General features: G+C 73.3%; 14 protein-coding genes. 12 read left to right on the top strand and 2 right to left on the bottom strand.

From position 1 onward, the window contains the following. The 10 genes from B0I31_RS36620 to ggt all read left to right on the top strand — a co-directional run. Positions 1-1,410: ATP-binding protein (locus B0I31_RS36620; protein WP_146174098.1), on the top strand; the 1,410-nt coding region annotated here is incomplete at its 5' end. Positions 1,411-1,424: 14 nt separating this feature from the next. Further along, entirely contained in the window at positions 1,425-2,225 is an 801-nt protein-coding gene (gene pyrF, locus B0I31_RS36625; protein WP_106619976.1) for an orotidine-5'-phosphate decarboxylase, read from the top strand. Between the two features lie 301 nt (positions 2,226-2,526). After that, positions 2,527-2,844: an integration host factor, actinobacterial type gene (gene mihF, locus B0I31_RS36630; protein WP_033427832.1), complete on the top strand. Its 318-nt coding sequence runs from the start codon at positions 2,527-2,529 to the stop codon at positions 2,842-2,844. Beyond that, positions 2,841-3,440: a guanylate kinase gene (gmk, locus tag B0I31_RS36635; protein WP_106619977.1), complete on the top strand. Its 600-nt coding sequence runs from the start codon at positions 2,841-2,843 to the stop codon at positions 3,438-3,440. The genes mihF and gmk overlap by 4 nt, the downstream gene beginning before the upstream one ends. 65 nt (positions 3,441-3,505) lie before the next feature. Further along, positions 3,506-3,784 carry a DNA-directed RNA polymerase subunit omega gene (rpoZ, locus tag B0I31_RS36640; RefSeq protein ID WP_053721631.1) on the top strand — a complete coding sequence of 93 codons (279 nt, stop codon included), beginning with the start codon at positions 3,506-3,508 and terminating at the stop codon, positions 3,782-3,784. Next, positions 3,781-5,025: a bifunctional phosphopantothenoylcysteine decarboxylase/phosphopantothenate--cysteine ligase CoaBC gene (coaBC, locus tag B0I31_RS36645; protein ID WP_106619978.1), complete on the top strand. Its 1,245-nt coding sequence runs from the start codon at positions 3,781-3,783 to the stop codon at positions 5,023-5,025. Before rpoZ ends, coaBC begins: the two co-directional genes overlap by 4 nt. Positions 5,026-5,082: 57 nt before the next feature. Then, on the top strand, positions 5,083-6,285 hold the full coding sequence (gene metK, locus B0I31_RS36650; protein ID WP_181320736.1) for a methionine adenosyltransferase: 1,203 nt from the start codon (positions 5,083-5,085) through the stop codon (positions 6,283-6,285). Between the two features lie 261 nt (positions 6,286-6,546). Further along, positions 6,547-7,806, top strand: coding sequence for an alkaline phosphatase family protein (locus B0I31_RS36655; protein WP_106619979.1), 1,260 nt, complete (start codon positions 6,547-6,549; stop codon positions 7,804-7,806). A 114-nt stretch (positions 7,807-7,920) separates the two neighbouring features. After that, positions 7,921-9,906, top strand: coding sequence for a primosomal protein N' (locus tag B0I31_RS36660; RefSeq protein ID WP_106619980.1), 1,986 nt, complete (start codon positions 7,921-7,923; stop codon positions 9,904-9,906). Positions 9,907-9,972: 66 nt separating this feature from the next. Continuing rightward, positions 9,973-11,751 carry a gamma-glutamyltransferase gene (gene ggt, locus B0I31_RS36665; RefSeq protein WP_106619981.1) on the top strand — a complete coding sequence of 593 codons (1,779 nt, stop codon included), beginning with the start codon at positions 9,973-9,975 and terminating at the stop codon, positions 11,749-11,751. A gap of 53 nt (positions 11,752-11,804) precedes the next feature. On the opposite strand, the gene B0I31_RS42815 is transcribed toward ggt, so the two are convergent. Together B0I31_RS42815 and B0I31_RS36675 are read right to left on the bottom strand one after the other, a co-directional pair. Next, positions 11,805-13,007 carry a hypothetical protein gene (locus B0I31_RS42815; RefSeq protein WP_106619982.1) on the bottom strand — a complete coding sequence of 401 codons (1,203 nt, stop codon included), beginning with the start codon at positions 13,005-13,007 and terminating at the stop codon, positions 11,805-11,807. Then, positions 13,004-13,579 carry an RNA polymerase sigma factor gene (locus B0I31_RS36675; RefSeq protein WP_106619983.1) on the bottom strand — a complete coding sequence of 192 codons (576 nt, stop codon included), beginning with the start codon at positions 13,577-13,579 and terminating at the stop codon, positions 13,004-13,006. The genes B0I31_RS42815 and B0I31_RS36675 overlap by 4 nt, the downstream gene beginning before the upstream one ends. 147 nt (positions 13,580-13,726) lie before the next feature. On the opposite strand from B0I31_RS36675, the gene B0I31_RS36680 reads away from it, so the two are divergent. Both B0I31_RS36680 and def read left to right on the top strand, forming a co-directional pair. Beyond that, entirely contained in the window at positions 13,727-13,936 is a 210-nt protein-coding gene (locus B0I31_RS36680) for a hypothetical protein (RefSeq protein ID WP_106619984.1), read from the top strand. Positions 13,937-13,982: 46 nt separating this feature from the next. After that, positions 13,983-14,525, top strand: coding sequence for a peptide deformylase (gene def / locus B0I31_RS36685; RefSeq protein ID WP_106619985.1), 543 nt, complete (start codon positions 13,983-13,985; stop codon positions 14,523-14,525). Positions 14,526-14,638 lie beyond the last annotated feature (113 nt).

Consider the following 14,638-nt stretch of genomic DNA (forward strand, 5'->3'; position numbering starts at 1 on the left):
TTCCACTCCGAGCAGCGCTCCGGCACGGTCGTGGGCGTCATCGTGCAGCTCGGCGGCCAGACGCCGCTGGGCCTGGCGCAGCGGCTCGCCGACGCGGGCGTGCCGGTCGTGGGTACCCCGCCGCACGCGATCCACCTGGCCGAGGAGCGCGGCGCGTTCGGCCAGGTCCTCGCCGACGCCGGGCTGCCCGCGCCGAAGTACGGCATGGCCACCTCGTTCGCGCAGGCCAAGGCCATCGCCGACGAGATCGGCTACCCGGTGCTGGTGCGGCCGTCCTACGTGCTGGGCGGGCGCGGCATGGAGATCGTCTACGACGAGGAGACCCTCCAGGGCTACATCCAGCGGGCCACCGAGGTCAGCCCGGAGCACCCGGTGCTGGTCGACCGGTTCCTCGACGACGCCATCGAGATCGACGTGGACGCCCTCTACGACGGCAACGAGGTGTTCATCGGCGGTGTGATGGAGCACATCGAGGAGGCGGGCGTGCACTCCGGCGACTCGGCGTGCGCACTGCCCCCGATCACGCTGGGCGAATCGGACATCGACGCCGTCCGGCGGTCCACGCTGGCCATCGCCGAGGGCATCGGCGTCCGCGGCCTGCTCAACGTGCAGTACGCGCTGAAGGACGACGTGCTCTACGTCCTGGAGGCCAACCCGCGCGCCTCGCGCACCGTCCCGTTCGTCTCCAAGGCCACGGCGGTGCCGCTGGCCAAGGCCGCGGCCCGGATCATGCTCGGCGCGACCGTGGCCCAGCTGCGCACCGAGGGGCTGCTGCCCAAGACCGGCGACGGCGCCAAGCTCCCCGCCCACGCCCCGGTCGCGGTCAAGGAGGCCGTGCTGCCGTTCCACCGGTTCCGCACGCCGGAGGGCAAGGGCGTGGACTCGCTGCTCGGCCCGGAGATGAAGTCGACCGGCGAGGTGATGGGCATCGACGTGTCGTTCGGCATGGCCTACGCCAAGTCCCAGACCGCCTCCTACGGCTCCCTGCCCACGTCGGGGCGGGTGTTCGTGTCGGTGGCCAACCGGGACAAGCGGGCCATGATCTTCCCGGTCAAGCGGCTCGCGGACCTGGGCTTCGAGGTGCTGGCCACCGCGGGCACGGCCGAGGTGCTGCGCCGCAACGGCATCCCCTGCACGATCGTGCGCAAGCACTTCGAGGGCGCCGACAACATCGTCGACGCGATCCTCGACGGCACCGTCGACATGATCATCAACACCCCGTACGGCAACAACGGGCCGCGCATCGACGGCTACGAGATCCGCACGGCGGCCGTGGCCAAGGACATCCCGTGCGTGACCACGATCCAGGGCGCGGCGGCGGCCGTGCACGGCATCGAGGCCGCCATCCGCGGTGACATCGGCGTGCGGCCCCTCCAGGCCCTCCAGGCGGCCCTGCGGGGTGACGCGTGAGGTTCGGCGCGCGGATGGCGAAGGCGGTCGCCGAGCACGGACCCCTGTGCGTGGGCATCGACCCGCACCCCGGCCTGCTGGCGTCCTGGGGGCTCTCCCAGGACGCCGCCGGGCTGGAGCGGTTCGCGCTGACCTGCGTGGAGGCGTTCGGCGGGCGGGTGGCGCTGGTGAAGCCGCAGGCGGCGTTCTTCGAGGCGCACGGTTCGCGGGGCGTGGCGGTGCTCGAACGCGTCATCGCCGACCTCAGGGACAGCGGCACGCTCGTGCTGGTGGACGCCAAGCGCGGCGACATCGGCTCGACCATGGCCGCGTACGCCGCGGCGTACCTCACCGAGGGCTCCCCGTTGGCCGGCGACGCGGTCACCGCGTCGCCGTACCTCGGGTTCGGATCGCTGGATCCGGCGCTCGAAGCCGCCGCCGGGAGCGGTCGCGGAATATTCGTGCTCGCGTTGACTTCGAATCCCGAGGGCGCCTCCGTGCAGCGCGCGGTGGGCTCCGACGGGCGTTCCGTGGCGCAGTCGATCGTGGACTCCGCGGCCCGTGCGAACGCGGGCGCGGAGCCGTTCGGCGACGTCGGCCTGGTGGTCGGCGCGACCCTGGACGAGCTCGGCGTGGACCTCTCTGACCTGCGCGGATACGTCCTCGCGCCGGGTTTCGGGGCTCAGGGCGCAACAGTCGCGGACCTCCGCGCGCTGTTCGGCCCGGACCTGCGTGGAGTGCTGCCGACGTCGTCCCGGGACGTGCTCAAGCACGGCCCCGAGACCGCAAAGTTGCGGTCTGCGGTGGACGCCGTTCGACGGTCCCTGGAGATGTGATCACGATCAAATCGCGACACGCTTCGCGCCGTCCGCTCACCTGCGCAAACGGTCCCTGGTACGGTCCTGGCCACCGGCAGGTCCATCACCCATCGAGCGCATACCACACACGGCGTGCGCAGGGCGTTACCGGTGGCGGTGATGGACCTGTTGGAGGGTGTTGGTACTACTACCACCCGCCGCAACCACTCCAGCGCTGAAAGATTCACCTGACTGGGACCCACGTTGTACCCAGGCAATTGCGCTCGGTACGGTCGCGGCACCGATCCAGAATTGAAATTCCCACACCACGGAGGAAATCGTGGCCCTTCCCCAGCTTACCGAGGAGCAGCGGGCCGCAGCGCTGGAGAAGGCTGCTGCCGCTCGTCGCGCTCGGGCTGAGCTCAAGGAGCGCCTCAAGCGTGGCGGCACGACCCTGACGGACGTGCTGAAGGCCGCCGAGAGCGACGAGGTCCTTGGCAAGATGAAGGTGTCCGCGCTGCTTGAGGCCCTTCCGGGCGTCGGCAAGGTGCGTGCGCAGCAGATCATGGAGCGCCTTGAGATCGCTCCGTCCCGTCGGCTGCGCGGCCTGGGTGAGCGGCAGCGCAAGGCGCTGCTCACCGAGTTCAGCGGCGAGTGAGTGATGGCACCGGGGTGGGGTCGGGCGTTCGCGCCCGGCCCCGCCTCACCGTTCTGTCCGGTCCGTCCGGTGTGGGCAAGTCCAGCGTGCTGGCCGAGCTGCGCCGGATGGGGCCGGAGATCCACTTCAGCGTCTCGGTGACCACGCGGAAGCCGAGACCGGGCGAGGTCGACGGGGTGCACTACCACTTCGTCGACGCCGCCGAGTTCCGCGACATGGTCGCCCGGGGCGAGTTCCTGGAGCACGCCGAGTTCGCGGGCAACTGCTACGGCACGCCCAAGGCGCCCGTGGAGCGTGCACTGGCGTCCGGCACGCCGTCCCTGCTGGAGATCGAGCTGCAGGGCGCCCGGCAGGTCCGGGTCGCGATGCCGGAGGCCCAGCTGGTCATGCTGGCCCCGCCGTCGTGGGAGGACCTGGTCGGTCGGCTGACCGGCCGCGGCACGGAGGACCCCGCCGTCGTCGCCCGCCGGCTGGAGATCGCCAGGGAAGAGCTGGCGGCCGAGCCGGAGTTCGACGAGGTCGTGGTGAACGACGACGTGAAGTCCGCCGCCGCGAGCTTGCTAAACTTGGTGGTCGGCCCGGTGCCCGACGCGTGAGCACGCGCGTCGCGCGGCGCGGGACGGCCCGCAGACCCACCCTTGAACCGCAGGAGCGTTGACGAGTGACCACGCACACCGAGCTGGGCCCGCTCTCGGGTACTCCGGAGGGCATCACCAACCCCCCGATCGACGACCTCTTGGAGCAGGTCAGCTCGAAGTACGCGCTGGTGATCTACGCCGCCAAGCGCGCGCGCCAGATCAACGACTACTACGCGCAGCTCGGCGAGGGCCTGCTGGAGTACGTCGGCCCGCTGGTCGAGCCCGGCCCGCGCGAGAAGCCGCTGTCGATCGCGCTCCGGGAGATCCACGCGGGTCTGCTCGAGCACACCGAGGGCGAGTGACCGAGGGCGTTGACGCCCCTGGCCGCCCGAGGATCGTTCTCGGCGTGGGCGGGGGCATCGCCGCGTACAAGGCGTGCGAGGTGCTGCGCCGGCTCACCGAGTCCGGTCACGCCGTGCGCGTCGTGCCCACGGACGGCGCGCTGAAGTTCGTCGGCGCGGCCACGTTCGAGGCGCTGTCCGGGCAGCCCGTGCAGACCGGCGTCTTCGAGGACGTCCCGTCCGTGCCGCACGTGAAGCTGGGGCAGAACGCCGACCTGGTCGTCGTCGCGCCCGCCACGGCGAACCTGATCGCCAAGGCGGCCCACGGCCTGGCCGACGACCTGCTCACCAACACGCTGCTGACCGCGCGCTGCCCCGTCCTGCTCGTCCCGGCGATGCACACCGAGATGTGGGAGCACCCGGCGACGCGGGCCAACGTGGCGCTGCTGCGGTCCCGCGGCGTGATCGTCGCCGAGCCCGCCAGCGGCAGGCTGACCGGCAAGGACACCGGCAAGGGCAGGCTGCCCGAGCCCGCCGAGATCGTCGACCTGGCCCGGTTGCTGCTGGCGCGCCCCGATGCGCTGCCGCGCGACCTGGAAGGCGTGCACGTCGCCGTGTCGGCGGGCGGCACGCGCGAGGCGCTCGACCCGGTGCGCTTCCTGGGCAACCGCTCGTCCGGACGGCAGGGCTACGCGCTGGCCAGGGTCGCCGCCCAGCGCGGCGCGCGGGTGACGCTGGTCGCCGCGCACACCGCGGACCTCGTCGCGCCCGCCGGGGTGGACGTCGTGCGCGTCGGCTCGGCGCTGGAGCTGCGTGACGCGATGCACACCGTCGCCGAGACGGCCGACGTCGTGGTGATGGCCGCCGCCGTCGCCGACTTCCGGCCCGTCGACCAGGTCGAGCACAAGATCAAGAAGACCGAGCGCGACCCCGATCCGGTCGCGCTCACCCGCAACCCGGACATCCTGGCCGAACTGGTCGCCGCACGGCGCCCCGGCCAGGTCGTCGTGGGTTTCGCGGCCGAGACCGGGGACGCCGGGACGGGCGTGCTCGATTACGGACGCGCGAAGCTCAAGCGCAAGGGCTGCGACTGGCTCGTCGTCAACGCAGTCGGCGACGGTCGCGCGTTCGAGGTCGAGGACAACGCGGGCTGGCTGTTGTCCGCGGACGGCGTCGAGACCCCGATCCCGCACGGCTCGAAGGCACGGTTGGCGTCCGCATTGTGGGACGCCGTAGCGCCGGCGGTCCAACCCCGGCCGTAGGACCCCGGCCCTCGGTAAGCTTCAGACCATTCGCAGATCGGACAGTTAGGGAGTGTCGTGAGCCAGCACAGCAGCAGGCTGTTCACCAGTGAGTCGGTGACCGAAGGGCACCCGGACAAGATCTGCGACGCCATCAGCGACTCGATCCTCGACGCGTTGCTGGCCAAGGACCCGCGCTCGCGCGTCGCGGTGGAGACGATGGTCACCACCGGCCAGGTGCACGTGGCGGGCGAGGTGACCACCGAGGCCTACGCCGACATCCCGTCGATCGTGCGGGACAAGATCGTCGAGATCGGCTACGACTCGTCGGCCAAGGGCTTCGACGGCTACTCGTGCGGCGTGAACGTGGCCATCGGCTCGCAGTCGCCCGACATCGCGCAGGGCGTGGACACCGCGTTCGAGAAGCGGGTCGAGGGCACCGAGGACGAGATCGCCAAGCAGGGCGCGGGCGACCAGGGCCTGATGTTCGGCTACGCCTGCACCGACACCCCCGAACTCATGCCGCTGCCGATCGCGCTGGCACACCGGCTGTCGCGCCGGCTGACCGCGGTCCGCAAGGACGGCACCGTGCCGTACCTGCGCCCGGACGGCAAGACCCAGGTCACCATCGAGTACGCGGGCGACCAGCCGGTGCGGCTGGACACCGTCGTGGTGTCCACGCAGCACGCGGACGGCATCGACCTGGAGAAGCTGCTCGGCGTCGACATCCGGCAGCACGTGGTGGCGCCCGAGGTCGAGGCGCTCGGCCTGGACACCACGGACGTGCGGCTGCTGGTCAACCCCACCGGCCGGTTCGTCATCGGCGGCCCGATGGGTGACGCGGGCCTGACCGGTCGCAAGATCATCGTCGACACCTACGGCGGCATGGCCCGCCACGGCGGTGGCGCGTTCTCCGGCAAGGACCCGTCGAAGGTGGACCGGTCCGCGGCGTACGCGATGCGCTGGGTGGCGAAGAACGCGGTGGCCGCGGGCCTGGCCACGCGCATCGAGGTGCAGGTGGCGTACGCCATCGGCAAGGCCGCCCCGGTGGGCCTGTTCGTGGAGACCTTCGGCACCGAGACGGTCGACCCGACCAAGATCCAGCAGGCGATCGGCGAGGTCTTCGACCTGCGCCCGGCCGCGATCATCCGCGACCTGGACCTGCTGCGCCCGATCTACGCCCCGACCGCCGCGTACGGCCACTTCGGCCGCACCGACGTCGAGCTGCCGTGGGAGAGCACGGACCGCGCCGACGCGCTCCGCGCCGCCGCCGGCGCCTGATCCACCGCACCACCCGCACGCTCCGCAGGGGTCCCCGCCCAGGGGACCCCTGCTTCTATTTTGCCGGCGGGGACCGACAATTCCGGGTGGTGAGGGCCGGTGGTGTGGGCTGTCGGGTGGTCGGCTGTCGGGTGGGGTGAGTCCGGTGGTGTGGGTTGTCGGGTGGTCGGCGGTGGGCTTTCGCGCCGTTGTCCGACGCGGGTTCCACGGGCTTGGCCCGCCGGACCTCCCCAGTTCACCGGCACGCGTTAGACAGCAGTCATGCCGGTCACGCGTCGCACCCTGCCGCAGTCGGTGCACGAGGCGTTGGCGCGCGAACCCCGGTCGGGCGGGTTGGCCGCGATCCGGCACGTCGTGCTGCTCCTGCACGGGAACCGGTCGTTCGACCACACCTTCGGCACGTTGCCCGGCGTGCGGGGCACCGCCGACCACTCCACCGCGCCTGACCTGAGGTTCCACCACGAACTGGCGGACACGTTCACGGTCTGCGACGCCTACCACTCGGCACCCGGCCACGACTGGGCGGGATACGCCGAGCGCCTGCGGGAGGCGAACTGCTCGTGGCGTGCCTACCAGGCGTGCGAGGAGTTCCGCGCCGACGTGGTGGCGGGTCGACTGCCCCAGGTCTCCTACCTCGCCGACACCTCGCTGATCCACCAGGTGCTGGACGCGCTGGCGTCGGCTCCGGAGGTCTGGGACTCGACCGCCTTGTTCCTCACCTGCGACCACGCGGGCGGCCACCCCGACCACGTGTCACCGCCGCGCCCGCCGCACGACGTGGACGACGTGCCGCTCGGCCCCCGCGTGCCGATGGTCGTGGTCTCGCCGTGGACGGTCGGCGGGTACGTGGACTCCCAGGTGTTCGACCACTCGTCCGTCACCCGGTTCCTGGAGCGGTGGCTGGGGGTGGCGGCGCCGGTCAGCGCGTGGCGGCGGACCGTCTGCGGCGACCTGACCTCGGCGTTCGACTTCATCCGGCGGGCACGGCGGCCGGTCGTGGCCGAGCCGGGCGTGCGGCCGGCCCGCCCGCTGCCCTACCAGCCGGACGCCTCCGGCGCGGTGGTCGGCGGTGAGGTGCGGCTGGCGCTGCGCAACACCGGTGACGAGAGCGTGCACCTGGCGCTGCACCCGCACGACCTGCACTTCGACGTGCGCTCCGCGCGGGAGGTCGCGGTGCCGTTCGACGGGCGGTACCGGTTCACCGTGGTGGGGCCGAACGGGTTCCGGCGCGAATTCGCGGGCGGGCGCGGCGAGACGGTGGCGGTGGAGTCGTCGGTGCACCGGCACAGCCGGGTGCTGTCGGTGACGTTGGCGAACTCCGGTGCGGAGGTCGTGACGTTCGCCGTGGTGGGTGACGGGCGGGACTTCAAGGTTGCGGTGCGGCCGGGCAAGCGGCGGCTGGTGCCGTGGCTGACCGCGTTCCGGCACGGCTGGTACGACCTGACGATCACCGCGGACGGCGGCTTCCACCGCGGGCTGGCCGGGCACGTGGAGAACGGGCGGGAGAGCGTGTCGGGCTGATCACCCGTTCGTGATCTTGCTTGGTTCGAACTGTTGTTCGACAATGGGGTGTGGCTTCACCAACGGCGGCCCGGGTCGCGGGCGCCCACCCGGGTCTCTGGTAGACCTCCACCCGTGGCGGGCAAGGCGACGACCAGGCGAGGCGAGCGGGTTCCCGCCGCCTCGCTGCCGGTTGCCCGCGTGTGCGTGGACGTGCCGCTGGCGCACCTGGACCGGCCGTTCGACTACCAGGTGTCGACCGAGCAGGACGCGGACGCGGTGCCCGGCTGCCGGGTGCGGGTGCGGTTCGCGGGCCAGCTGGTGGACGGCTACCTGCTGGAACGGGTGGAGACGTCGGAGTACGGGCGCAAGCTGACGTTCCTGGACCGGGTGATCTCGCCGGAGCCGGTGCTCTCGCCGGAGGTGGCGGAGCTGGCGCGGGCGGTGGCGGACCGGTACGCGGGGTCGTTGATCGACGTGCTGCGGATGGCGATACCGCCCCGGCACGCGCGGGTGGAGGCCAAGCCGTCCGACGAACCGGCCCCGGTGCCGGCGGCGCCATCGGACGAGGGCTGGTCGCGGTACCCGTTCGGGCCGAACCTGCTGGACGCGCTGCGCTCCGGCCGGGCCGCGCGGGCGGTGTGGCAGGCGTTGCCGGCGGAGGACTGGCCCGCCCGGCTGGCCGAGGCGGTGGCGTCGATGGCCAGCACGGGCAAGGGCGCGCTGGTGGTCGTGCCGGACCACCGCGACCTGGCCCGGCTGCACCGGGCGTGCGTGGCGCTGGTGGGCGAGGCGGGCGTGGTGACGCTGTCGGCCGACCTCGGGCCGTCCGAGCGGTACAAGCGGTGGCTGGCCGTGCGGCGGGGTGCGGTGCGGGTGGTGCTGGGCACGCGTGGCGCGGCCTTCGCGCCGGTGCGCGACCTCGGCCTGGTGGCCGTCTGGGACGACGGCGACGACCTGCACGCCGAGCCGCGGATGCCCTACCCGAACGTGCGGGACGTGCTGGTGCAGCGCGCGCACCTGACCGGCGCGTCGCTGCTGGTGGGCGGGTTCGCCCGGACCGCCGAGGCGCAGCTGCTGGTGGACAGCGGCTGGGCGCACGAGGTGGTCGCGGCCCGCGACACGCTGCGCTCCGTGGCGCCGAGGGTGGCGGCGGTGGGCGAGAGCGAGTGGCAGGAGGTGAAGGACCCGGCGGCGCGGTCGGCCCGGCTGCCGTCGATCGCGTTCGACGCGGCGCGGGCGGCGCTGGCGGCCGACACGCCGGTGCTGATCCAGGTGCCCCGGCGCGGGTACGTGCCCGCCCTGGCCTGTGGTCAGTGCCGATCGCCCGCCCGGTGCCGCCGGTGCGCCGGCCCGCTGGCCCTGCCCGGCGGCACGCAGGACGGTGTGCCCAGGCCCGCGTACTGCCGGTGGTGCGGTGCCACGGAGGCGGCGTACCGCTGCCCGAACTGCGGTTCGCGGCGGCTGCGCGGCCAGGTCATCGGCGCCCGCCGCACGGCCGAGGAGCTGGGGCGCGCGTTCAGCGGGGTGCCGGTCCGCACGTCGGGCGGTGACGAGGTGCTGGCCGACGTGCCGGCCGGCCGGTCGCTGGTGGTGGCCACGCCGGGCGCGGAACCGCTCGCCGAGGGCGGCTACGGCGCGGCCCTGCTGCTGGACGGCTGGGCGCTGCTCGGGCGGGCCGACCTGCGTGCGGCGGAGGAGGCGCTGCGCCGGTGGATGACGGCGGCGGCCCTGGTCCACGCGGCCGGGCGGGTGGTCGTGGTCGCCGACTCGTCGTTGGCGCCGGTGCAGGCCCTGGTCCGGTGGGACCCGGTGTGGCACGCCCGGCAGGAGCTGGCCGCGCGGGCCGAGCTGGGGTTCCCGCCCGCCGTGCGGATGGCGACCGTGGACGGCGCGCCGGACGCGCTGGCCGGTGTCCTGGAGGAGCTGCACCTGCCGCCGACCGGGGAGGTCCTGGGCCCGGTGCCGCTGTCCGAGGACAAGGAACGCGCCCTGGTCCGGGTGTCCCGCACGGAGGGACGCGCGCTGGCCACCGTGCTGTCCGAGGTGCTGGCCGTGCGCAGCGCCCGCAAGGAGCCGGACGTGGTGCGGGTGAAGCTGGACCCCCTCGAAGTCCTCTGAGGCCGAACCCGACACGACGACCCGCGGGTGGTTCTGCTTTCCGCCGGGGTGGAGTAGAAGGGAACGATGCTCCGGTCGACTGTCGCCAGCGTCCTCGCATCCCTCCTAGTCGTACCCCTCCTGCCCGCCACCGCGGTTGCGCAAGCGCCGCCGCGGGTGCCGGTCGCCGTCGGCTTCGGCGGCGTGGTGTCCAGCGTCGACCCCGACGCCTCCCAGATCGGCGTCGACGTGCTGCGCCGCGGCGGCAACGCGGTGGACGCCGCGGTCGCCGTGGCCGCCGCGCTGGGCGTCACCGACCCGTTCTCGGCCGGTATCGGCGGCGGCGGGTTCTTCGTCCACTACGACGCCCGCACCCGCCGGGTGTCCACAGTGGACGGCCGGGAGACCGCGCCCGCCTCCGCCGACGCCGACCTGTTCGTCGAGGACGGCGCGCCGATCCCGTTCGCCGAAGCCGTGACCAGCGGGCTGTCGGTGGGTGTGCCGGGCACGCCGCGCACGTGGCAGCAGGCGCTGCGGCGGTGGGGCTCGTGGTCGCTCGACCAGGCCGTGCGGCCCGCGGAGGAGCTGGCCCGGCGCGGCTTCACCGTCGACGCCACGTTCCACCGGCAGGTCAGCGACAACGCGGCCCGGTTCGCCGACTTCACCTCGACCAGCGCGCTGTACCTGCCCGGCGGCGCCGCGCCCGCGGTCGGCAGCACGTTCCGCAACCCCGACCTCGCCGACACCTACCGCGCGCTGCGGCGGCACGGCGTGTCGGAGTTCTACCGCGGTGAGGTCGGACGTGACCTGGTCGCGGCGGTCCGGCAGCCACCCGTGGTGGCCGGCACCACCCGCGAGGTCCGGTCCGGCGACATGACCGAGGCCGACCTCGCCCGGTACGAGGCGCCGCTGCGCGAGCCGACCCGGATCCGGTACCGGGACTACGACGTGTTCGGCATGGCGCCGCCGTCGTCCGGTGGCACGACCGCCGGTGAGGCGTTGAACATCCTGGAGACCACCGACCTGGCCGCCGAGACCCCGGTCCAGTACCTGCACCGGTTCCTGGAAGCCGGCCGGCTGTCGTTCGCCGACCGCAACCGGTGGGTGGGCGACCCGGCGTTCAGCGACGTGCCGACCCGGGAGCTGCTGTCGCAGCGCTTCGCCGACAGCCGGGCGTGCCTGATCTCGCCGACCGCGGCCATGACCGGCACGGTCGCTCCCGGTGATCCGCGCGACCCGAAGCCGTGCGCGGTGGCCGGGGAACCGGCCGCCACGCCGTACGAGGGCACGGACACCACGCACCTGACCGTCGCCGACCGCTGGGGCAACGTGGTCGCCTACACGCTGACCATCGAGCAGGAGGGCGGCAGCGGGATCGTGGTGCCCGGTCGCGGGTTCCTGCTCAACAACGAGCTGACCGACTTCTCGTTCACCCCGGTGACGCCGGGCGTGCCGGACCCGAACCTGCCCGGACCCGGCAAGCGGCCCCGCTCGTCCATGACGCCGACGATCGTGCTGCAGCACGGTCAGCTGGTGCTGGCGCTCGGCTCGCCCGGTGGCGCGTCGATCATCACCACGGTCGTCCAGGTGCTGACCCGGCGGCTGGACCGCGGCACGCCGCTGGTGGAGGCCATCGCCGCGCCGCGCGCGTCCCAGCGCAACGCCACCAACACGCAGGCCGAGGCGGCGTTCCTGGCGAACGCGGAAGCCGAGCCGCTGCGCGCGTTGGGGCACCGGTTCACGTCGACCAACGAGATCGGCGCGGTCACCGCGGTCGAACGCCTGCCAGACGGCCGCTGGCGCGCGGCGGCGGAGACGTCCAGGCGTGGCGGCGGTGCGGCCCGGGCGGTGTGGCCGGCGCCCTGACCGAGGTGGTGTGGTCCCACCCGCCCCCTCGTGCGGGTGGGACCACACGCGTCTCAGTCCAGCGTCACGGTCTCGATCGGCTGGTCGCCGTGGTCGAGGACGCGCAGCCGGAAGCCCTTCAGGAGGGGTTCGGACAGCTCCTGGTCGTGCACCCGGGCGGCGAACGTGCCGTCCCGCAGGGTGGCCGCCACCGTCCCGCCCCGCGGGCCGGTGACCTCGATCGCGCCCACCCGCGCCGCGTCGACCGTGCCCGCCAGCAACACGTAGCCGTCCTCGGGCCTGGGCCCGGTCCGGTCCGACGTCACGTAGCGGACCTCGAACGACCCGCCCCGCCGCGGTGACGCGCTCTCCTCGTGCACGAGGAACGGCCGACCCAGGCGGAACTCGCAGTAGGCGGTCCTGCCGGCCTGGTCCTGGAGCACCAGCCGGGCGTCGGCCTCCGGACCCACGAGCGCTCCCGGGCGCCACTTCAGCGGGTCGCCCACCCACCGCGCCGCGTCCCGCAGGGCCCGGTCCAGGCACCGGGCCACGTCCGGGTCGCCCGGCGGCAGCTCCTCCCGCGGCGCCGCCCACACCTCCACGGTCGGCAGCGCCGCGATGTCGATCCCGGCGGACACGGGTCCGGACGGCGTGATGAAGTCCACCGACATGCCCGCGGTGGTGTACGGGGTCACGAACAGGTCGTCCACCAGCGAGACCGGCATGGGACCGGTGCCGGTCGGGTCACCGGAGTTCAGCTGGACGCGGCTGGTCCCGGCGGGCACGCGGCCGACGAGCACGGCGGAGCCGCTGCGCCACAGCACCGCCGCCGCACCGCCCGCCAACGGGACCGCGTCGACCCCGGGGCTGCTGGTCGAGATCGTCGTGTGCGTCAGCTCGCAGAACCGGTCGCCCCGCGTCACGAGGATCCGGCGACCCGCCAGGCCGAGGGTGAACCGCACGTCCGCGTCACCGAGCCCGCACCGCGCCGCGTCACCGGCGGTCGTGCCGGGCGTGACGGCGGTGACGGGCGACTGGTCCGGTGCCGGCCCGGTCGTGGACGTCGTGGACGGCGGCGTGACGGCGGTCGTGCCGCCCTGCGTCGACTGGGCGACGATCGCCCCGCCCGCGATGAGCACGACGGCGGCGGCAGCGGCTGCCAGCGGTGCCCGCGCACCTCCGCCGCCCAGGACACGTCGGCGCAGGCGTTCCCGCACGTCGGGCGGCAGGGGACGGCGCGGCGGCAGGTCCGGCGAGGTCAGGTCCGGCTGGCTCATCGCTCCTCCACAGCACGCAGTCGGGCACGGGCCCGCGAGATCCGCGAGCGCACGCTCACCTCGGCGACACCGAGCACCTCGGCGGCCTCCGCCGTGGACAGCTCGCCCAGCAGGACCAGCTCCACGGCCTCCCGTTCGGCTCTCGGCAGGGTCGCCACCACGTCCAGCACCCGGCGTAACGCGCGGTCGTCGTCCACCGAGGCGATGACGCTCTCGGCGTGGTCGGGCACCACCTCCTGGTGGGGCACCCGCAGCAACGCCCGCCGGAACCGGCCGAGGCGGCGGAACTCGGTGCGCGCGAGGTTGCCCGCCACGGTGTAGAGCCACGGCAGGGCGCTGTCGCGGACCAGCGTGATGTCCGATCGGCGCCGCCAGGCGGCCAGGAACGTGGCGGAGGTCAGGTCCTCGGCGAGAGACCACGACGCGGTCAACCGGTAGGCGTGGTTCCACACCGCTTCGGCGTGCCGGTCGAACAGCGCGGCGAACGCCGCCTCGTCGCCACGCGCCCACAGCTCCCCATCGGTGTCTGACACCCGTCCTGCCCCCTGCCGGCCCGATGTCGCAGCGGTCATGCCAGTAGGTAGCCGCAGGTGCCCCCGGCGTTGCACCCGACCTCATCCCGGGGGATGAGGCCCATCCGCTACTCCGAGCGGACGCCCGCCGACGACCGTGCGGCGCACGCTGGGAGCACGTGAGGAGCCGAGAGCCGAGGAGCGGACATGACCACGATCACCCTGGCACCCCCGACCAAACCGTCCGCGACCAGGACGGTGGTGAGGGCGGCCGTGCCTGCCTCGACCGCCGCGAGGGGCCAGGTCCCGATCAGGACGGCGGCGACGGGCCAGGTCACGACCGCGGCCAGGTTCGTCGGGCACTTCCTGGCCGCCCTGGTCGGGGTCGCCGTCCTCGGCCGTGACCTGGAGCACTGAGCGGGCTTTCGTAGACTGGAACCTCCCCAGGCTTCGAGGAGTGCGCGTGACCGTCCAACCGATCCGGCTGTTCGGCGACCCGGTGCTGCGGACGCCCGCCGTCGAGGTCACCGACTTCGACGCGGAGCTGCGCAAGCTGGTCAAGGACTTGTGGGACACCATGAGCGAAGCGGGCGGCGCCGGGCTGGCCGCGCCGCAGCTGGGCGTGGGGCTGCGGGTGTTCACCTACCACTGCGACGGGTTCGCCGGGCACCTGGTCAACCCGACGTTCGACGTGGTCGGCGAGGAGGAGCAGGACGGCCCGGAAGGCTGCCTGTCCATCCCCGGCCTGTCGTGGGACTGCCGCCGGCACATGCATGTGGTGGCCAAGGGCTGGAACATGCACGGCGAGCCCATCGAGGTCGAGGGCACGGAACTGCTGGCGCGCTGCATCCAGCACGAGACCGACCACCTGGACGGTGTGCTGTTCCTGGACCGGCTGGACGACCAGACCCGCAAGGAGGCCATGCGGGCGATCCGGCAGCAGTCGTGGTTCGACGGCGGCGTGCCGGCGATCAAGCAGTCGCCCCACCCGCTGTTCGGCGTTTGATCGTCGCTGCTCGACGTCGGCGGGCGAGCCGGCCCCGAAGCGCTCTTCTAGACTTGCCGTCTGCGGTTGCGCGGAAGATGCGAGGAGAGTGCGTGTTCGTGCAGGAAACCAGG

The sequence above is a fragment of the Saccharothrix carnea genome (genome assembly GCF_003014735.1).
In the GTDB taxonomy this organism is placed as follows: domain Bacteria; phylum Actinomycetota; class Actinomycetes; order Mycobacteriales; family Pseudonocardiaceae; genus Actinosynnema; species Actinosynnema carneum.

Bases quoted from the DNA above. Each gene is read 5' to 3' on its own strand.
- pyrF (WP_106619976.1), top strand. From the start codon at position 1,425: ATGGCGAAGGCGGTCGCCGAGCACGGACCCCTGTGCGTGGGCATCGAC.
- B0I31_RS36655 (WP_106619979.1), top strand. From the start codon at position 6,547: ATGCCGGTCACGCGTCGCACCCTGCCGCAGTCGGTGCACGAGGCGTTG.
- ggt (WP_106619981.1), top strand. From the start codon at position 9,973: ATGCTCCGGTCGACTGTCGCCAGCGTCCTCGCATCCCTCCTAGTCGTA.
- B0I31_RS42815 (WP_106619982.1), bottom strand. From the start codon at position 13,007: ATGAGCCAGCCGGACCTGACCTCGCCGGACCTGCCGCCGCGCCGTCCC.
- B0I31_RS36675 (WP_106619983.1), bottom strand. From the start codon at position 13,579: ATGACCGCTGCGACATCGGGCCGGCAGGGGGCAGGACGGGTGTCAGAC.
- B0I31_RS36680 (WP_106619984.1), top strand. From the start codon at position 13,727: ATGACCACGATCACCCTGGCACCCCCGACCAAACCGTCCGCGACCAGG.